The following is an 18,978-nucleotide window of genomic DNA, read 5'->3' on the forward strand; positions in this document are numbered from 1 at the left end:
TTCGTTATTTTTAACCCAAAACCCGACGCCCCGCCGCCATCTGCCGCGCGACATTCGCCACCCGGGCACCGAGGTGTTGCGCGGTCAGCAAGTCCGCTTTCGGCGGGCCGAGTTCAGGGCCGACATCAGCATCGGACTGCGCCGCCGCACCGAGCCAGAAGCTGTGACGGTTGAGCATGTCTTCCGTGGTTTTGCTGCTGTTGTGGCCCGGTGGCAGGCCCAGGTTGATCCAGTGCATGCCGTGCTGCGCGGCGAAGATCGACAGCTGCTGCAAAGTCGCCAGTTTGTCGCCGGAGCGAGACGCCGCATTGGTGAAACCCGCAGCAATCTTGTTGGCCCACACGCCGCCCTTGGCGAAGACGTTGCGCGAGGTCGAATCCATGAAGCCTTTGAACTGCGCCGAAGCGCTGCCCATGTAGGTCGGTGTGCCGAAGATGATCGCGTCAACACCTTCCAGGGTTTCCCAGTACTGGTCGATTTGATCGACGCTGATCAGCGAAACCTGGGTGCCGACAACACTGCCGGCGCCTTGGGCAACGGCTTCTGCCTGTTTGGCGGTGTGGCCATAACCACTGTGATAAACGACGGCGACGCGGGTGATATCAGTCATGACGCAAACCTCGGTAGTGATCAGTGTGTCCGCCCGTATTAGGTTGCGGATTGAGAGTGATCATCTACCGAGCTCGTTCGATTGACGCACGAGGTTTTCAGGCTACTCGTTCGAATATTCGGAACATCTTGTCGAGCAGTTCAGCGCGGGTTGAGCACCAACGCAAACAACTCCCCATGCCCGTTCACATTGAGCTTGTGGTAGAGATTGCGTCGATGCACCTTCACCGTCTCCGGGGAAATGCCCATTTTCTGGGCGATGGCCTTGCTGGAAAAGCCCTGCAGAATCAGCCGCGCCGTTTCGATTTCGCGCACTGACAGGCGTGCGTCGAAACGGTCCAAAAGGGTTGCCAGATCACCGGCCACCGCTTCAGCGACCGGTCCTTCCGGTGGCAGCAATTGCACGTGTCGGCGCATGGCGGCCAGCACCCAGTCGCGCACGCACAACAGACGGCCCTGTTCTTCGAGACTGAAGCGCGTCGAGCGTCCCAGGGACAGACCGAGCACTGCGCCGTCAATGTTGAGCATGAACTGCAACTCGTCACCACCGACCACCGAACGGAAGTAACTGAGGTAGTACTCGCTCTGCTGGAACTGGTCCGGGGCCACGGAATCGAGGCTATGCAAACCGTCATTGATACCGGCACATACAGCCAGATAAAACGGGTCGAGCAGGTACATGCCGGCGCGGTAGTCCGCCAGTTCTTCGTGCTCGTCGCCGCTGCCCTTGGCGTCGAAATCGATCAGCAGGCGCGGCACTCGACCCGGTCGCATCACCGCGACCAGGGCGTTGTCCAGCGGCACCAGCAAGCGCAGGGTGTCGACCAGTGCGCGCCAGAACCCGTCTTCGCCCAATACGCCAAACACCCGCGCCAGCCCCTGGTGCAGCGGCAACTCTTTCAACAACGCGTCCACGCACTACCCCTTTCGAGTAACCCATGATGGGAATGGGTAACGGCCACCCCGGTCGATACGCTGCAAGCTCCTGAACATCACCGGCCGCAGCAGGCCAGGAGTGCCGCATCATGAGTGGTCACCGCTCGTATTTCAATCTGGGGTTTGGTGCCTGTCTGGCGGTTTCGCTGTCGGCGGTTGCCACTGAGAGCCCGACCGTTCACGTCTACAACTGGTATGACTACATCGGCCCGAACACCCTGCATGACTTCAAGCGTGACACCGGTATCCAGCCGGTCTACGACACGTTCGACAGCGCCGAAGTCCTGGAAGGCAAACTGCTGACCAGTCGCAGCGGCTACGACGTGGTGGTGGCCAGCAATTTCAGTTTGCCGACGCTGATCAAGGCCGGCGCCCTCGCCCCGCTGCCCCGCGCCGAGATGCCGGATTTCAAGAACATGGACACTGAGCTGCTGGCGAAACTGGCCAACAACGATCCGGGCAACCAGTACGCCGTGCCGTACCTGTGGGGCACCAACGGCATCGGCTACAACATCGACAAAGTGCGCGCGGTGCTCGGCGACAAGGCGCCGGTGGATTCCTGGGACCTGGTGTTCAAGGAAGAGAACCTGGCCAAGCTCGGCGAATGCGGCGTGGCGATGCTTGATTCGCCCTCCGAGATGCTGCCGGTCGCCCTGCACTACCTGGGCCTGCCGCCCAACAGCACCAACCCCGAGGATTACAAGAAGGCCGAAGCGCTGCTGCTCAAGTTGCGCCCGCACATCGCCTACTTCAACTCGTCAAAATTCATCAGCGACCTGTCCAACGGCAACATCTGCGTAGCGGTCGGCTGGTCCGGCGCGATGCTGGAAGCCAAGGCCACCGCCGAACAGGCCGGCAACGGCGTGAAGATCGCCTACAGCCTGCCCAAGGAAGGCGCGCCGGTGTGGTTCGACACGCTGGTGTTGCTCAAGGACGCGCCGCATCCGCAACAGGGCCTGGCCTTCATCGATTACCTGATGCGCGCAGAAGTCATCGCCCCGGTCAGCAATCACCTCAACTACCCCAACGGCAACCGCAACGCGACGGCGCTGGTGGCTGAGGCGACCCGCAACAATCCGGCCGTTTACCCGTCGGCTGAAGCGCTGGCCACGTTGTTCACCTTGCAGCCATTGCCGCCGGCGACCGAGCGGGTGCGGACGCGGATCTGGAGCAAGGTCAAGAACGGTCAGTAAGCCCACCGCCGTCCCTGTGGGAGCGGGCTTGCTCGCGAATGCGGTGTGTCAGTCGACATCTCCTTTACCTGACATACCGCATTCGCGAGGAAGCCCGCTCCCACAGGAGAATTGTGATAACCACGTCCTTTTTTTTCCAAGAACTTGAAGATGAGAAAACCAATGAAACCACGTGCCCGCGACCTGAACATCCAGTTCGGCCAACTGCAGCCCGGCCCGCTCAACGCCATCACCGACGTACCCGGCGTACGGGTCGGTCACAGCAATGTGCGCGGTCGCACCGCCAACGGCCGCGACATCCTGAGCGGCGTCACCGTGATCGAACCCCGTGTCGGTTCCACCAGCCAGCAACCGTGTTTTGCCGGGGTGCATGTGCTCAACGGCAACGGCGACGCCACCGGTCTTGAGTGGATTCGCGAGGCCGGTCTGCTGACCAGCCCGATTGCCTTCACCAACACCCACAGCCTGGGCGTGGTGCGTGATGCGCTGATCGCCGTGGACCGTGAGCAGCAACCGGACGACGGGCGACTCTACTGGAACATGCCGGTGGTGCTGGAGACCTACGACGGTTTGCTCAACGACATTAACGGGTTTCACGTCAAACCTGAGCATGTGGCCGAAGCCGTGCATTCAGCGGTGGGCGGTCCGGTGGCTGAAGGCAACGTTGGCGGTGGCAGCGGCATGATCTGCCATGAGTTCAAGGGCGGCATCGGTACTGCGTCGCGACGGCTGAGCGCTGCCCAGGGCGGCTGGACCGTCGGCGCCATCGTCCAGGCCAACCATGGCATCCGCAACGAATTGCGCGTCGATGGCTACCCGGTCGGGCGCTACATGGAACAGGTCGACTCGCCGTTTCTCAGGGCCTCGTTGCCGCATCCGGGCATGGGCTCGATCGTGGTTTGCCTGGCCACCGATGCGCCGTTGCTGCCGCATCAATGCACGCGTCTGGCACAACGCGCCAGCCTCGGTCTGGCCCGTACCGGCGGCGGCAATGAGGACCACAGCGGCGACATTTTCATCGCCTTCGCCACCGGTAACGACCACGTGCCGCCAGCGGCCTATGAAAGCAAAAAAGCGCCGACCACCGGCAACCTGAGCATGGTCAATAACGATCACATCAGCGAATTGTTCCTGGCGGCCACCGAAGCGGTGGAAGAAGCCATCATCAACGCCCTGCTCGCCGCCGAAACGACGGAAGGTAACGGGCACGCGGTGTCGGGGCTGGATGCCGAGACGCTGCTCAAAGCCTTGAATCAGGCCGGTTGGTCGGGTGAGCACCAGCGTAGAAGCTGACATTTGTGGGGGGACGCGACTAGCGGTACTTGAGTGCAAACCCCCACCTTTCTACGATGAAACTGCGCAGCCGCTTGCTTGCCCAAGCCGTTGCGTAGGTGGTGAGTGCATTGAACCCCTATCAAGCTCACCGCCTGCTTCATGCGCATCTTGAGCCTCAAAGGCTCCACTTTCTCCCCATCAAAGAGCTTTGAGGCTCTTTTTTAACCTTTTGAAAATCACCCTGTTTCATTGTGGAGGGTCTTCATTGGTTTCGGCAGCAGCGACCGACCGCCACGCTGCCTCCGCCAAGAATTCCCGATAGACCTTCGGGCTGCCCTTGACCCGCCCCGACAACCAGGCGCGGCAGTAGCTGTCGGCCTGGCCGATGATCAGCGACAACATCAACTCAGCCGGAACCCCCGCCAATTGCTCTTGGCGCTCGGGCTCGAACAGCCACTCCAGAAGCAGCTTGTTGCGCGCCTTGTTGCGGGTGGCGAGTTCGTCCTTGAGCGGTCCCTTGGTCACGGCAAATCGCGCGTGATACTGGAACCGCGCCCACTCGGGCTGGCTATCGACCCAATCCACGTAGCTGTGCACCAACGCCTGCACGCCCGCTTGGGTGGTCTGCGCCTCGGCGAGATAGCTGTCGCGCAATCGGGCCTGATCATCCAGCGCGGTGAAAAACAACGCGGCCACCAGCCCTTCCTTGTTGCCGAAGTGGTGGTAGATCGCGCCGACGCTGGTGTCGCATTCGGCGCGAATCATCTCGATGGTCGTGGCCTCGATGCCCTGCTCGTTGAACAGTTTGAGGGCCTTACGAAAGATGTCGCGCTTGAGTTCGGCGCGTCGGCCGGGGTAGCAGCGTTCGAGTAGGTCAGCAGTTTCCATGCGGGATGCGGTCCAAAAAAATCGATGGTGGAGGCTGGCGTCAGGTTGACAGATTTCGCGTCGACAGAATACTGTTCCGCAACAGAACAATATTCTGTAACGGAACAGTATTCCGTAAACCAATCCCTTGAAGAGGCTTCAACATGAGTCAGTTCCTCAGCATGTTCAACAGCGCAGGCCCGGAAGCGTTCAGCAAAATGGCCTGTCAGGTCGCGCCTTACTTCTCCACCATCAACCCGCTGGTCAAGGACTTGCGCCCAAACTCGGCCACCGTGCGGGTACCGTTTGCCAAAGAGATCACCAACCATTTGGGCACCGTGCATGCGATTGCGATGTGCAATGCCGCCGAGCTGGCCGCCGGGATGATGACCGACGTGTCCATCCCCGCCGGTGCGCGCTGGATTCCGAAAGGCATGACGGTTGAATACCTGGCCAAGGCCAAAACCGATGTGACGGCGGTGGCTGATGGCGAGGCGGTGGACTGGAGCACTGAAGGCGACAAGATCGTGCCGGTGGACATTCACGATGTGGAAGGCAAGAAGGTGTTTACGGCGCGGATTACGATGAATGTGAAGTTGGCCTGAATCCCAATGTGGGAGCGAGCCTGCTCGCGATGGGGCCAGACCAGTCAACACATGTGTTGAATGTAAGACCGCTATCGCGAGCAGGCTCACTCCTACAGGGGAATTGCGGTGCGGTCAGACCAACCGAAGTCGCGGACCACTGGCCGGCACCGCGTCGTCACCCAATCGCCCACGCACAAACTCATTGGCCTTGTGCGTCAACTGATCCAGATGTCGGTCCCGCTGTTTCTCCGCGTCGACCATCGCCCGTTTGCCGTGTTTTTGCAGCAGGTACGTGTGAATCTGTCGCACCTCCAGCGAGCTGTAGATCGGCGCCACATCCAGCAACGCCATCAAGCCGTCGCTGCCGTGATCGCGGGTGTTCATCAGCACCTGAGTCGCGCGCACGCCCACCACCTGGAAACCCATCGCTTCGAAATACGGCACCTTGGCCACAGCGCAAGTCAGCTCGGCATGGGGATAGCGACCGACCATTTCCCGCAACATCCGGCGCGCAACGCCTTGGCGCCGATGTTCAGTTCGAACCGCCATGTACGCCACGCCGCAGGCCTCGGGATCGTCCTTGACCGGCAGGTACAGCAAGAAACCGATGACTTGTTCCGGATCATCCAGATCGGTGGCGACAATCAACTCCACATCAATCCCTTTCGCCCCGTTCAGCGCTTCCAGATACAGGTGCACCTCATAGCCGATCGCGTACTGGTAGACGTTGTACAGCAGGTTGCTCGGCGGAATCGCGACCATGCTGATGTCGGTCAGGTTGTCGACCACCATCTGCAGGATCTGGCTATTGATGTGCTCGGGGCACGGGGTTTTGAAGTGCGTGATCTGGGGCATTGCGGGCGTGGGCTCCGGGACGGTTTGCGTGGGCTGCCCATCTTAACGCGTTCCGGCTCTTTGCTGGATTCATGAACCAGGCACATGACTCTATAGCCGAAAAAAGAATAAACATTTTCATCAATTCAATGGTCACTCTTATAGATGAGGGCTGCAAAGGTGCCAAAGGGCACTGCACGCAAAAATTACGCAAAGGAAATGACCTGATGACGATTTCCCGACGCACTTTCTTGATTGTTGGTGCGGTGACAGCGGCCAGCGTGGCGCTGCCGCCGTTCATTTCTGCACGGGCATCCGCCGCCAATGCCGCGCGGCCGATCAAAGCCGCGGTGAAGATCTGGGTGAATGACAAAGAATGCGCCCTTGACCTCGATACCCGCACCACCCTGCTCGATGCCCTACGCGAAAACCTGCATCTGACCGGCACCAAGAAAGGCTGCGACCACGGCCAATGTGGCGCCTGCACGGTGATCGCCAATGGTCGGCGGATCAATTCGTGCCTGACCCTGGCCGTGATGCATGAGGGCTCGAAGATCACCACTATCGAAGGCCTCGGCACCCCGCAACAGCTGCACCCCATGCAGGCCGCGTTCATCAAGCACGACGGCTATCAATGCGGTTACTGCACGCCGGGGCAGATCTGCTCGGCAGTCGCGGTGCTGGGGGAAATCCGCGACGGCATTCCCAGCCATGCCAGCCCCAGCCTGACCGAGCCACCGAAGCTGATCGCCAGTGAAATCCAGGAACGCATGAGCGGCAACATCTGCCGTTGCGGGGCGTACTCCAACATCATCGAAGCGATCAGCGAAGTCGCGGAGGCCAGCGCATGAGACCCTTTACCTACATACGCGCCAAATCCCCGAGCGAGGCGGCGGCACTGGCCGCACAGGTCAGCGATTCGCGGTTCATCGCCGGCGGTACCAATCTGCTTGACCTGATGAAGCTCGACATCGAAACGCCTACGCACCTGATCGACGTCAACGGCATTGGCCTGGACCGCATCGAAACCACGTCCGAAGGCGGCCTGCGCATCGGCGCTCTGGTCAGAAACACCGACCTCGCTGCCGACCCGCGCATCCGCAAAGACTACGGTTTGCTCGCACGCGCCCTGCTCGCCGGCGCCTCCGGGCAGTTGCGAAATGTCGCCACCACCGCAGGCAACCTGCTGCAACGCACCCGCTGCCCGTACTTTTACGACACTCATCAGGCCTGCAACAAACGCCAGCCCGGCAGCGGCTGCGCAGCCATTGACGGCGTCAGTCGGCAGCTCGGCATCATCGGTGTCAGCAACGCCTGCATCGCCACCCACCCCAGCGACATGGCCGTGGCAATGCGCGCGCTCGATGCTCAAGTCGAAACGATAAAACCTGACGGCAGCACACGCGCCATTCCGATTGCCGACCTGCATCGTTTGCCCGGCACCACGCCGAATAATGAAACCACACTGACGGCCCATGAATTGATTACCGCCGTGACCTTGCCGGCGCCAATTGGCGGCACACACATTTATCAGAAGGTCCGGGATCGGTCGTCTTATGCATTCGCCCTCATTTCAGTTGGCGCGATCCTTCAGAAGGATGGCAGTGGCCGGGTCGCTCTGGGCGGCGTGGCGTCTAAGCCATGGCGCGTCGAGAGCGCTGAGTCGGCCATGCCACAAGGTGCGAAAGCACTGACCGAAAAGCTGCTCGCCGGTGCGACACCCACCCACGAAAACGCCTTCAAACTGACTCTGGTCGAGCGCACGCTCGCTGCGGTGATGGCCCAAGCGAGGGAGCACGCATGAAATTCGACACGCCAGCCACCACCAACCCCATCGATCAAATGCAGGTCGTCGGCAAGGCCACCACCCGTATCGAAGGCCCGCTGAAAACCACCGGCACGGCGCATTACGCCTACGAGCATCACGACGTCGTACCGAATCAGGCCTATGGCGTGGTGATCGGTTCGGCCATCGCCAAGGGTCGCATCGCCTCCATGGACCTTGAAATCGCCCAGGCTTCGCCGGGGGTACTCACCATTGTCACCGCAGCCAACGCCGGCAAGCTCGGCAAAGGCAAATACAACACCGCGAAATTGCTCGCCGGGCCGGACATCCAGCATTACCACCAGGCCGTCGCTCTGGTGGTGGCGGAAACTTTCGAACAGGCACGGGCCGCCGCCGAGTTGGTCAACGTCAACTACGTACGTGCCGAGGGCGTGTTCGACCTCGCGGCCACTCGCGATTCGGGCAAAGAAGCCAAGGATCAGATGCCCGACACCGTGCATGGTGATTTCGAAGGTGCTTTTGCCGCTGCACCGGTGCAACTGGATGCGACCTACACCACGCCCGATCAGGCCCACGCGATGATGGAGCCGTTCGCTTCAATGGCGGCGTGGGACGGCGACAAGCTGACCTTGTGGACCTCCAATCAGATGATCGACTGGTCCGTCACCGATCTGGCGACAACCCTTGGTATACCGAAGCAGGATGTGCGGCTGATTTCGCCCTACATTGGCGGCGGTTTCGGCGGCAAGCTGTTCATCCGTTCCGACGCGGTGCTGGCCGCGCTCGGTGCCCGTATGGCCGGCAGACCAGTGAAAGTCGCGCTCGCGCGCCCACTGATGTTCAACAACTCGACCCACCGCCCCGCCACCATCCAGCGCATCCGCATCGGTGCCACCGCCGATGGCAAGATCACCGCCATGGCCCACGAAGGCTGGAACGGGGGCTTGCCCGACGGCAAAGTGGAACTGGCCTCGCAACCCAGCAAGTTGCTGTACGCCGGGGAAAACCGTCGGGTGACCATGCGTCTGTCGACCCTTGATCTGCCGGAAGGCAACGCCATGCGTGCGCCGGGCGAAGCGCCGGGGATGATGGCTTTGGAAATTGCCATGGACGAAATGGCGGAAAAGTTGAAGCTCGACCCGGTGGAGTTTCGCATCCTCAACGACACCCAGGTCGATCCGGTCAATCCGCAACGCCCCTTCTCACAACGCCACTTGATCGAATGCCTGCGCACCGGAGCCGAGCGTTTCGGCTGGAGCAAACGTCACGCGCAACCGGGTACGCAACGCGAGGGCCGTTGGCTGATTGGCATGGGCATGGGCGTCGCTTTTCGCAACAACCTGCTGGTGAAATCCGGCGCTCGCGTGCGGCTCAATGATCAAGGCATAGTCACCGTCGAAACCGACATGACCGATATCGGCACCGGCAGCTACACCATCATTGCCCAGACCGCAGCGGAGATGATGGGTGTCAGCCTCGACAAGGTCGTGGTGCGCCTGGGCGATTCGAGCTTTCCGGTGTCGGCCGGCTCCGGTGGCCAGTTCGGTGGCAACTGTTCGACCGCTGGCGTCTATGCGGCTTGCATCAAACTTCGTGAAGCCGTTGCGCAACGCCTTGCCGTGAACCTGGACGATGCGACGTTCGCAGAAGGAGAAGTCCGTTCCGGCGATAAACGCGTGCCGCTGCAAGAGGCCGCGCAAGCCGGAGAGTTGGTGGCCGAGGATTCGATCGAGTTTGCCGAGCTAAGCAAAAAATTCCAGCAGTCGACCTTCGGCGCGCACTTTGTCGAAGTCGCCGTGGACAGCGCCACTGGCGAAACCCGCGTGCGGCGGATGCTCGCGGTATGTGCCGCCGGGCGCATCCTCAATCCGACCTCGGCACGCAGCCAGGTGATCGGCGCCATGACCATGGGCGTCGGCGCGGCATTGATGGAAGAATTGGCGGTCGACAAGCGCCAGGGCTTTTTCGTCAACCACGACCTGGCCGGGTACGAGGTGCCGGTGCACGCCGACATCCCGCATCAGGAAGTCATTTTCCTCGACGAGACCGATCCGGTTTCATCGCCAATGAAAGCCAAGGGCGTGGGTGAGCTGGGTATTTGCGGGGTCAGTGCGGCAATTGCCAATGCCGTTTACAACGCGACGGGCATTCGGGTGCGGGACTACCCGATCACGCTGGACAAAATGCTCGATAAATTGCCGCAGATGATTTGACTTGGCACCGCGTCAGTCGCTCTGCGGTATTGGGTGAGTCAGTTGATTTTGTACCGGGTTTGCGGCCCCATCGCGGGCAAGCCCGCTCCCACAGGAGACCGGATTGCTTGGTTGAACTCGGATCGACTGTGGGAGTGAGCCTGCTCGCGATGGCGTCAGTAGCTTCGGCGGAGATTAGAAGTCGTAAGTCATATCGACCGACGCCACCCGCTCCTGCCCGTAGTAGCAACCGAACGAGTAGTTGCAGTCCGACACGTACTCGCGATCGAAGATGTTCTGCACGTTCAGGCGAGTTTGCAAACCGCGCAGGCTCGGGTCGAGTTTGCCCATGTCGTAGCTGACGGTGGCGTCGTAGACGACCCACGACGGCACGTCGAACGAGTTGGCCGCATCACCCGGTTTGCGTCCGGTGTAGCGCGCGCCGGCACCGAACGTCAGGCCATTGAGGGTGGCCTGGGTGAAGTGATAGTCGACCCACAACGATGCCGACACTGGCGATTGCGCTTCGTTGCGATTGTCCTCGTTGCCCCAGCTGTCCTTGGTGTAGAACGAGTCCATGTAGCTGGCGGCGGCCAGGACGTCGACGTTGTCGATACTGGATTTGACTTCCAGCTCGACGCCGCGCGAGCGCACTTCGCCGCCTTGGGACATGTATTCCGGATAGTCATCGTCGCCGGTCAGTACGTTCTTCTGCTTGATCTCATACACCGACGCGGTGATCAGGGTCTTCTCGAACGGCTGGTACTTCACGCCGACTTCGTACTGCTGACCTTCAGTCGGTTCGAAGGCCTTGCCGCCACGCTCGGGAGCGGCAGTGCCCAGTGTCGGCAGGAAGGATTCCGAGTAGCTGACATACGGCGCCAGGCCGAAATCGGTGACGTAGGTCAGGCCGACGCGTCCGGTGAACTTGTTATCGCGCTTGGATTCACGGGTCGACGCGAGCAAGTCCTTGTTGTCGATTTCCGCCCAGTCCTGACGACCGCCGATGGTCAGGATCCACTGGTCCAGTTTGATCTGGTCCTGCAGGTACACGCCGGTCTGGCGCAGGGTGTTGTCCCACTTGGTGGTCAGTGTCGGCATCACGCTGCTGGTGTCGTAGTTGTTCTTGCCATACAGGTCGACCGGCAACACGTTGCTGGCGTTGTAGCCGTCGTACTTTCGGGTGAAATGCCGATAGTCCACGCCCGCCAGCGTGGTGTGTTCCAGGGCGCCGGTGTTGAATTTGTATTCCAGGTTGTTATCGATGGTGTAGGCGATGTTGTGCTGGCGCCAGTCGATCTTGGCGCGGTTGGCCCGGGTGAAATCGGTCACGCCGGCATCATCGGTGACGAAGCTACGCAGGTAGAAGCCCTTGTAGCGGTCACGCACGTCGGTGTAACGCGCGGTAGAGCGGTACTTCAAGTCATCAGTGATGTTGTGGCTGAAGTCGTAGCCGAAGACGTATTGGTCACGCTTGTAGTCGTTGAAATTGGTGTCGCCGGAAAAGAAGTCGCGGTTGATTCGTTCGCCGTTGGGACCACGATCCAGCGAGCCGATCCGTGGCAGCGACTGATAATCCGGTACGCCGTCATCGCGCTGGACCTGCGCCAGCAAGGTCAGGAAGGTGTCCTCGGTCGGCGCCCAGGTCAGGCTCGGCGCCAGCAGCATGCGTTCACTGCTGTTGTGCTCGACTTGTTCGCCACCCTTGTTGGCGACGCCGATCAGGCGATAGGTGAACTGTTTCTGTTCATCGATCGGGCCGCTGGTGTCGAAGGCGCCGTTGACCCGGTCGTAACTGCCCGCCCCCAGTTTGATCTGGCTGCGCTGCTCGGTGGTTGGGCGCTTGGAGACCATGTTGATCAGGCCACCCGGCTGGTTCTGCCCGTAGAGTACCGACGACGGCCCCTTGAGCACTTCGATGCGCTCCAGGGTGTACGGGTCGATTTGCGGCGCGCCACCGAGGCTGCCCGCGTAAGGAATGTAGGCGCCATCGAGATACAGCGGCGTCGGCGCGAAACCACGGCTGGTGATTTCATCGGCAATCGAGTTGCGGTCGGTGTAGCCGCTGGTGTTCAGCCCCGGCGTGTAACGCAGGGCCTGGGTCAGGTTACGCGCACCCTGGGCTTCGACCTGGTCGGCGGTGACCACGTTGATGGTCTGCGGGATTTCCAGGATCGGCGTATCGGTCTTGGTCCCGGTCGCGCTGCGGGTCGCGACGTAACCGTCCACCGGACCGTAGGCCGACTCCACGGCAACCCCCGAAATGCTGGTGGCACCCAACTGAATCGCCGCACCCGCCCCTACGATCGGCAATAGCGAATAGCTGCCGTTGTCGTGACGCACCGCTTCGAGTTTGCTCCCCGCCAGCAACTGGCGCAGACCGGCATCCACCGAATAACGACCCTGCAGTCCCGCCGTTTGCTGGCCGTTGGCGGAGGTCGGTTCGAAGGAAACGGTGACTCCGGCGGTGCCGGCGAACTGGATCAATGCCGAGCCCAGGGGACCGGCCGGAATGTCGAATTCGGTTTCGCCCGTGGTTTGCGCCCAGGCCGGTTGCGCCACCACCGCCATGCCCAACGGGGCGACCAGCGCCATACCGAGCAGTGCGGCATGCACGGCGCGGCTCAAGGGTCTGACGGATGGCTGGAGGGAAGAAATGTTCAGTTGCGAATTGCGAGGGGTCATGCGGTGTCCTTTCGCCCGTTAGTGGCAGTAAATGGCGGCGTCTATGTGCGCCTCTAACTACCAAGTCGAACGAGAATCGAAATCAATAACCCCCGCGAAGATTTTTTTTGATCAATCACTCAGACCGGCTCCACACGGGTCCAAAACCGGCTGAAGCGACGTATGCGCACAGGCAAGGTCGAAGTCAGGTTGTCGAGGACCGTGTCGGTGCTGCCCAGATGAAACGCGCCGGAAATCCGTAGCGCCGCCACCGCCGGCTCACACCCCAGATGGCCGGGACGATAACGTTGCAGTTCGCGGACAAAATCACCCAGGCGCCAGTCATTGACCACCAGCATGTCCCGGGTCCAGGCATCCGCTTGCGGGGCGGCCCGCTGCACGGCGTCGATGGCGTCGCGGCGAAAGCTCAATTGCTGGCCGGCATCGACGCGCACCGCAGGGCCGGATAGATCGGCGCAGCGCACCTCGACCGCATGCTCCTGCACGCTGACCAGGCTTTGCTCCGCATCGCGCCGTACGACAAAACGGGTGCCCAGGGCGCGGATGCTGCCTTCGGCGGTGTGGACCACAAAGGGTCGCGCCAACGCGTCGAGCGCCGTTTCAATCTGGATTTCACCTTCGAGCAAACGGATTTCGCGCAGGGTATCGCTGTAGCGAATGTCCACCGCCGTTGCCGTGTTGAGTTGCAACTGGCTGCCATCGTCGAGCCGCACACGGCGACGCTCGCCAGTGCCGGTGCGTTGGTCGGCCATCAAGGTCGGCAGTGACGTGGTGTTCCAGGCCAGTGTCCCTGCCCCGCCCGCCATCAACAGAATCGACAAGACCTTGAGCACATCGCGGCGTTTGGCGCGGGCACTGGCCAGGGTCGGACGAGCGACGGCGGGAGTGACTTGCCCGAGTTTGTCCTGCAAGCGCGACAGACGCTCCCACGCCTGCACGTGCCGAGGGTCTCGATCCAGCCAACGCCGATGCGCTTCGCGAACGGCCTCGTCCGGCACCTCGCCGCGCAAGTCGACATACCAGCGCGCGGCGGCTTCGAGGGTCGCGTAGTCCAGCGGTTGTGCTTGGGCCACGGCTCAGTCCTCGATCAGCAACAGGCAGTGCGTCAGGGCGCGCACCGCGTGCTTCTTGACTGTGGTCACCGAGACATTCAGGCGCCGGCCGATCTCGACATAGCTCAGGCCATCGAGCTGGGCCAACAGGAAAATCTCGCGGGTTCGCTCACCCAGGCCGTCCAGCAAGCGATCGATTTCCATCAGGGTTTCGATGATCAGCGAACGGGTTTCCGGCGAGACCGCCACCGGCTCTGGAGCGTTGGCCAAGGTTTCCAGATAGGCCTGCTCCAGCGCTCGTCGGCGGAACATGTCGATCATCAGGCTGCGGGCGATGGTGCTGAGGTAGGCGCGGGGCTCGCGCAACTCCTGGACCTTGCGTTGAGTGAGGACGCGAATGAAGGTGTCCTGGGCCAGATCCGCCGCGTTGTGGTTGCAGCCGAGACGTTTACGCAGCCAGCCACACAGCCAACTGTGGTGTTCCTCGTAAAGCGTGTGCACGGCGTGTTGCAGCGAGAGGTCGGCGGAGGACATGGAAAAGGCCCGAAACAAATTTATTTGATAATGACTCTCATTTTCTTCCAAGCCAACACACTTTGGCAAGACCACCCCAGCATTGGTGAAAGTAACCCAATGAAATAAGGGGATTTCCCCCGTAAGCGCGGAATATGCCCCACCCGTTTCTGTAAGCGTGCAGAAACACTCTGAAACAACTTACTAATTCATTAGCACTTTTTTCTTCCGGCCAGATGATGGCCCAACAGTTGCACTTCCCCCATTACCGCAGCAGCTGTCGTTCCAGAACGGGATGGCGGGTTTCGCCGATTTGGCATGACGCGAGGGGAAAAAAATGAAACGTGCAACACCACCGTTCAACCCGATGGTTTGTCTGCGCAGGTCCGGCGTGGCCTCTGCGATGCTCATGACGTTGGCCACGGCCAACGCCGTACCGCTCGACGACGTCAACGAGCCACCACCAACAGACCCCTCGGCCTACTACCCTCTGCCCGCTGATCCGGTAGCTGCCGCAGCCGCGCTCGAGGCATTGAAAGGCATGCCCGAAGCCAACCAGGGCGCGATCGCCTATCCCAACGGCGTGTACGGCGACCGCAACTCACCGCGCGCAGAAAACGTGCTGCCGCCGAGTCTGCAGACCTCGTTCAATTACCCCACCAACGGCAAACCCAGCCCGTTGTTCGGGGCGCTACCGTACACCCAGCAATTATTGCTGTTCGAAGAATTCGGTACGGAAAAACTCGACCCTACCCTTCCGGCACCGCCGCTGACATTCCCGGTGCCCTCTGTCGGTCCGTTGCCACAACAGGACCCGGACAACGTCGCCCGCAGCGGACCGTCCGCCACGGCGCTGGAAGCCTTCATGCGTCAACCCGGGTTGTACCCGTTTCCGTCACAGTTCTCCAACGTACTGGACCGCAACCCGTGGAAAGCGCAAATCGAAGCCTTCCTCAACCGCCACCCGGTCGGCTCGCCGGCCGAGGGGCGCCCACCAGGAAAGGGTTGGTCGCATCAACGCTGGAACGAGTTCTACCCGCAGGTCGCCTTCAAGACCGTGCAAGCGGGCGCAAAACTCAACGGCGGCATGCGCGATCGGCGGCAACTGCACAACTATGCCGTCGGTGAATTCGGGCCTGGCGGGCTGTACTACCAGACCTCGGACATCCCGACCACGACAGGCACGACCAAAGGTATCGACACTCGTTTCCACCCCAATTTTCCGATACAGAATCACAACGCGCTGTGGACCTTCGACGGCACCTTTCCGCCAAAACTGCTGATGGTGCGTTACGGTCAACCAGTGCTGATGCGGCACTACAACGCGCTGCCGATCGACCCGGCGGCCAACATGGGTTTTGGCCTGCACACCATCAGCACCCACGAACACAACGGCCACTCCCCGGCTGAAAGCGACGGCTACACCAACGCGTTCTTCTTTCCGGGCCAGTACTACGACTATCGCTGGCCGCTGCAACTGGCCGGTTACGACACCATCAACACCGACGCCCATGACCCGCGCGCGGCGTTCCCCTGCGCGCCGGGCGAAACCCTGTTCGTCAACGATGCCAACCCGGGCCTCAAGACCTGCGACAACGGCAGCATCAAGATCCGTGGCGACTGGCGCGAAACCATGAGCACCCACTGGTTCCACGACCACATGCTCGATTTCACCGCGCAAAACGTCTACAAGGGCAACGCGGTGATGATGAACTACTACAGCGCCCTCGACCGTGGCAACGAAGCGCTGGAAGACGGCGTCAACCTGCGCCTGCCCAGCGGTTCGGCGCTGCCTTGGGGTAACCGCGACTACGACGTCAACCTGGTGGTGGCCGACAAGGCCTGGGACGGCAATGGTCAACTGTGGTTCAACCCGTTCAACACCGACGGCTTTCTCGGCGACCAGATCCTGGTCAACTGGCAGTACGAACCGCGCCTGAAAGTGCGGGCGCGCAGCTATCGATTCCGCATTCTCAACGGCTCGGTGTCGCGCTACTTCCGGATCGCACTGGTGCGTGAAGTCGCCGGCAACAGTGGCGAATATCCAGGGCCGGCAGGTTCCAACGTGTCTTATACCCGCGTGCCATTCCACATGATCGGCAACGACGGCAACCTCATGGAACACGCCATACCGTTCGACGGCAGCTTGGATCTGGACGGCGACGGCGATAAGCAGAACCACAACGCGATCCTGCCGACCCAAGGCATCGCCGAACGCTACGACATCATCGTCAACTTCGCAAAAAACGGGATCAAGACCGGCGACAAGCTGTACTTTGTCAACCTGATGGAACACAAGACCGGCAAGGGTCCGGAGAAAAACGGCCTGAGCCTGGCTGACGTGCTGTCCGAGAAGTACAAAGCGGTGATCAAGCAAGGCAGCAAAGGTCCGGAGTGGGACAAAGGCGACCCGGTGGTCGGCAAGTTCATGCAAATGATCGTGCAGCCCTACACCGGCACGGATGTCAGCATGAACCCCGCCGACTATGAACCCGCCAAACCGGGTAAAGCCGCCGGCAAAACCATGATCCCGCTGACCCTCAACCGTGACGATCCGCAGGTCCAGGCCAAGCTCAAACTGGCACGGCACCGCGAGTTCATTTTCGGCCGCTCCGACGGCACTGATGAAGCGCCGTGGACCATCAAGACTGACGGCGGTTTCGGCTACAGCATGGACCCTCGCCGGCTCAACGCGGCCCCGCAACTGGCCAACGGCCCGACCGATGGCGGCTACGTCGGCGACGGTACGCTGGAAGTGTGGAAAATCAAGAACGGCGGCAACGGCTGGAATCACCCGGTACACGTGCATTTCGAGGAAGGCATCGTCCTCAGCCGCGACGGCAAGGCGCCACCGGAATGGGAAAAATGGGCACGCAAGGACGTGTATCGCATCGGCGAAGGCATCGACAGTTCAGTCGATGTGGAAATGGCGATTCACTTCCGCGAGTTCGCCGGGACCTACATGGAGCACTGCCACAACACTCAGCACGAGGACTCTTCGATGCTGCTGCGTTGGGATATCGAGCATCCAGGGCAGTTCCAGTTGATGCCAACGCCGCTGCCGGGTTGGGACGGTGTCACCTACGTCAACTCCGCCGCACTGCCGACCTTCCGCAATGGCGATGGCAACGGTAATGATGACGACGATGACGACAACGAAGGCCAGAACAAGAAACCGATTGCCAACGCCGACAGTGCCGCCAGCAACAATGGCCAGCCGGTGACCATCAACGTCCTGGCCAACGACACTGATCCGGATGGCAACGTGCCGTTGAAAGTGGTCGGTCTGGCGCAACCGGACTCCGGTCAGGGCACGGTCAGCACCGACGGCGTCCGCGTGATCTACACGCCACCGGCCACCGTCACGGCGCCGTTCACCGCGACCTTCACCTATCAGGCCAGCGACGCCAAGAACGCGGTCTCGGAACCGGCAACGGTCTCCGTGGCGGTCACAGGGGCGGCGGTCGACGAAGACCTGGCGGTCACCAGCGCCTCGGTCACCTCCCGTAGCAACAGCCGCTACACCTGGGACCTGGCGGGTACTACGTCACGCGGCACCGGCAATACGCTGACCGTGACCGTGTCCACCACCGCCGGCCCGCTCAGCCTCGGCAACGCGATCCTCACGCCAACCGGCACCGGAGCGCGCTGGAGAGTGTCGGTCAGCACCACCGGCGCCGGCCCGACACCGAGCCCGACCGCGACCATACGCTCGGCCTTCGGGCAGGCGGTGACAGTGCCGATAACGGCGAAGTGATGGGTTAAATGATTGACGCCCGGTTCATGCAATGTGGACCGGGCGTTGGCCCTTAAAGCATGTTCGTAGCCAGACTCTGATAACTAAAACCCGTTTCAGCTATAAATCACCCGTTGTGCCCCGCAAGTGAAGCTATAAAGTTGTCAGACTTACCATACGCATCCCAGTAATAGTGCCAAAAGCCAAGTTCATCATCGAATGGAAATTTCCGGGGATCTGAACGCGATCCATCCGTGATGATTTGCCGATGGGTTGTAATATCAGATGCTGTAAGTCCGAAAGCAGAAGTGATCCAGGCGCAAAGACTCGCAACAGATCTAACCTGCTCATCGGGGTACAAGGGAGTTAAGGCAAGCTTGCTGCTTTGAACGATTTCAATACCCAGAGTGACTCGATTAACGGCAGCATTCTTGTAGGTTCGCCATTGCGTCGCCCTGCCCGCATGATTGCAATAATACTTGGGCAAGTCAGGATTCAGTTTCCATATCGAACCATCTCGTTCAACGGTGAAGTCTGTACTCACCTTTCGCCCATCCTGTGGGTTTTGGAGATACAGAGTATCGTTGTGCTTGCCGCTACCGGCCGTATCATGCAGAACAATACCTAAAATGCCAGTACGACCTGAGTTTATGTAAGTCGCCTTCAATTCTGTCCACAAGGGTTGCTTTGGGGTCGCCATAAAGCCTCCTACT

General features: G+C 60.9%; 15 protein-coding genes. 7 read left to right on the forward strand and 8 right to left on the reverse strand.

Features of this window, described 5'->3' with window-relative positions; translation table 11 throughout:
* Positions 1-10: 10 nt before the first annotated feature.
* Positions 11-610, reverse strand: a complete 600-nt coding sequence (locus V6Z53_RS22030; protein WP_338581750.1) for a flavodoxin family protein — start codon at positions 608-610, stop codon at positions 11-13.
* A gap of 140 nt (positions 611-750) precedes the next feature.
* Positions 751-1,524 carry a helix-turn-helix transcriptional regulator gene (locus tag V6Z53_RS22035; RefSeq protein ID WP_338581752.1) on the reverse strand — a complete coding sequence of 258 codons (774 nt, stop codon included), beginning with the start codon at positions 1,522-1,524 and terminating at the stop codon, positions 751-753.
* 110 nt (positions 1,525-1,634) lie between these two features.
* Here V6Z53_RS22035 and V6Z53_RS22040 point away from each other — a divergent pair, with 110 nt between their 5' ends.
* Positions 1,635-2,738 (forward strand): extracellular solute-binding protein, encoded by a 1,104-nt coding sequence (locus V6Z53_RS22040; RefSeq protein ID WP_338581753.1) that lies wholly within the window; start codon positions 1,635-1,637, stop codon positions 2,736-2,738.
* 162 nt (positions 2,739-2,900) lie between these two features.
* Positions 2,901-4,031, forward strand: a complete 1,131-nt coding sequence (locus tag V6Z53_RS22045) for a P1 family peptidase (RefSeq protein WP_338581754.1) — start codon at positions 2,901-2,903, stop codon at positions 4,029-4,031.
* A gap of 228 nt (positions 4,032-4,259) precedes the next feature.
* Here the strand turns inward: V6Z53_RS22045 and V6Z53_RS22050 are convergent, their stop codons facing one another.
* The gene (locus tag V6Z53_RS22050; protein ID WP_338581755.1) at positions 4,260-4,901 is read right to left on the reverse strand and encodes a TetR/AcrR family transcriptional regulator; all 642 of its coding nucleotides are present in this window, start codon (positions 4,899-4,901) and stop codon (positions 4,260-4,262) included.
* Between the two features lie 143 nt (positions 4,902-5,044).
* On the opposite strand from V6Z53_RS22050, the gene V6Z53_RS22055 reads away from it, so the two are divergent.
* Positions 5,045-5,485 carry a hotdog fold domain-containing protein gene (locus tag V6Z53_RS22055; RefSeq protein WP_338581756.1) on the forward strand — a complete coding sequence of 147 codons (441 nt, stop codon included), beginning with the start codon at positions 5,045-5,047 and terminating at the stop codon, positions 5,483-5,485.
* Between the two features lie 114 nt (positions 5,486-5,599).
* Here V6Z53_RS22055 and V6Z53_RS22060 read toward each other — a convergent pair whose 3' ends face one another.
* Positions 5,600-6,322, reverse strand: coding sequence for a GNAT family N-acetyltransferase (locus V6Z53_RS22060; protein ID WP_338581758.1), 723 nt, complete (start codon positions 6,320-6,322; stop codon positions 5,600-5,602).
* Positions 6,323-6,528: 206 nt separating this feature from the next.
* Here V6Z53_RS22060 and paoA point away from each other — a divergent pair, with 206 nt between their 5' ends.
* From paoA to paoC, 3 genes are read left to right on the forward strand one after another with little or no spacing between them, the layout of a single operon-like run.
* Positions 6,529-7,152 carry an aldehyde dehydrogenase iron-sulfur subunit PaoA gene (gene paoA / locus V6Z53_RS22065; RefSeq protein WP_338581759.1) on the forward strand — a complete coding sequence of 208 codons (624 nt, stop codon included), beginning with the start codon at positions 6,529-6,531 and terminating at the stop codon, positions 7,150-7,152.
* A complete protein-coding gene (locus V6Z53_RS22070; protein WP_338581760.1) occupies positions 7,149-8,105 on the forward strand; it encodes a xanthine dehydrogenase family protein subunit M in 957 nt (318 codons plus the stop codon). The genes paoA and V6Z53_RS22070 overlap by 4 nt, the downstream gene beginning before the upstream one ends.
* Positions 8,102-10,300: an aldehyde oxidoreductase molybdenum-binding subunit PaoC gene (gene paoC / locus V6Z53_RS22075; protein ID WP_338581761.1), complete on the forward strand. Its 2,199-nt coding sequence runs from the start codon at positions 8,102-8,104 to the stop codon at positions 10,298-10,300. The genes V6Z53_RS22070 and paoC overlap by 4 nt, the downstream gene beginning before the upstream one ends.
* Before the next feature lie 174 nt (positions 10,301-10,474).
* On the opposite strand, the gene V6Z53_RS22080 is transcribed toward paoC, so the two are convergent.
* From V6Z53_RS22080 to V6Z53_RS22090, 3 genes are all read right to left on the reverse strand, one after another.
* Positions 10,475-12,964 (reverse strand): TonB-dependent siderophore receptor, encoded by a 2,490-nt coding sequence (locus V6Z53_RS22080; protein ID WP_338581762.1) that lies wholly within the window; start codon positions 12,962-12,964, stop codon positions 10,475-10,477.
* A gap of 119 nt (positions 12,965-13,083) precedes the next feature.
* Positions 13,084-14,037, reverse strand: a complete 954-nt coding sequence (locus V6Z53_RS22085) for a FecR domain-containing protein (RefSeq protein WP_338581763.1) — start codon at positions 14,035-14,037, stop codon at positions 13,084-13,086.
* 3 nt (positions 14,038-14,040) lie between these two features.
* On the reverse strand, positions 14,041-14,550 hold the full coding sequence (locus V6Z53_RS22090) for a sigma-70 family RNA polymerase sigma factor (protein WP_338581764.1): 510 nt from the start codon (positions 14,548-14,550) through the stop codon (positions 14,041-14,043).
* Positions 14,551-14,866: 316 nt separating this feature from the next.
* Here V6Z53_RS22090 and V6Z53_RS22095 point away from each other — a divergent pair, with 316 nt between their 5' ends.
* Positions 14,867-18,286 (forward strand): multicopper oxidase domain-containing protein, encoded by a 3,420-nt coding sequence (locus V6Z53_RS22095; RefSeq protein WP_338581765.1) that lies wholly within the window; start codon positions 14,867-14,869, stop codon positions 18,284-18,286.
* A gap of 106 nt (positions 18,287-18,392) precedes the next feature.
* Here V6Z53_RS22095 and V6Z53_RS22100 read toward each other — a convergent pair whose 3' ends face one another.
* A complete protein-coding gene (locus V6Z53_RS22100) occupies positions 18,393-18,965 on the reverse strand; it encodes a peptidoglycan recognition family protein (RefSeq protein ID WP_338581766.1) in 573 nt (190 codons plus the stop codon).
* Positions 18,966-18,978 lie beyond the last annotated feature (13 nt).

The organism is Pseudomonas sp. MAG733B (assembly GCF_036884845.1).
Lineage (GTDB): Bacteria > Pseudomonadota > Gammaproteobacteria > Pseudomonadales > Pseudomonadaceae > Aquipseudomonas.

Bases quoted from the DNA above. Each gene is read 5' to 3' on its own strand.
- V6Z53_RS22050 (WP_338581755.1), bottom strand. From the start codon at position 4,901: ATGGAAACTGCTGACCTACTCGAACGCTGCTACCCCGGCCGACGCGCC.
- V6Z53_RS22100 (WP_338581766.1), bottom strand. From the start codon at position 18,965: ATGGCGACCCCAAAGCAACCCTTGTGGACAGAATTGAAGGCGACTTAC.
- V6Z53_RS22040 (WP_338581753.1), top strand. From the start codon at position 1,635: ATGAGTGGTCACCGCTCGTATTTCAATCTGGGGTTTGGTGCCTGTCTG.
- V6Z53_RS22095 (WP_338581765.1), top strand. From the start codon at position 14,867: ATGAAACGTGCAACACCACCGTTCAACCCGATGGTTTGTCTGCGCAGG.
- paoC (WP_338581761.1), top strand. From the start codon at position 8,102: ATGAAATTCGACACGCCAGCCACCACCAACCCCATCGATCAAATGCAG.
- V6Z53_RS22090 (WP_338581764.1), bottom strand. From the start codon at position 14,550: ATGTCCTCCGCCGACCTCTCGCTGCAACACGCCGTGCACACGCTTTAC.
- V6Z53_RS22045 (WP_338581754.1), top strand. From the start codon at position 2,901: ATGAAACCACGTGCCCGCGACCTGAACATCCAGTTCGGCCAACTGCAG.
- V6Z53_RS22055 (WP_338581756.1), top strand. From the start codon at position 5,045: ATGAGTCAGTTCCTCAGCATGTTCAACAGCGCAGGCCCGGAAGCGTTC.
- V6Z53_RS22030 (WP_338581750.1), bottom strand. From the start codon at position 610: ATGACTGATATCACCCGCGTCGCCGTCGTTTATCACAGTGGTTATGGC.
- paoA (WP_338581759.1), top strand. From the start codon at position 6,529: ATGACGATTTCCCGACGCACTTTCTTGATTGTTGGTGCGGTGACAGCG.
- V6Z53_RS22060 (WP_338581758.1), bottom strand. From the start codon at position 6,322: ATGCCCCAGATCACGCACTTCAAAACCCCGTGCCCCGAGCACATCAAT.
- V6Z53_RS22080 (WP_338581762.1), bottom strand. From the start codon at position 12,964: ATGACCCCTCGCAATTCGCAACTGAACATTTCTTCCCTCCAGCCATCC.
- V6Z53_RS22070 (WP_338581760.1), top strand. From the start codon at position 7,149: ATGAGACCCTTTACCTACATACGCGCCAAATCCCCGAGCGAGGCGGCG.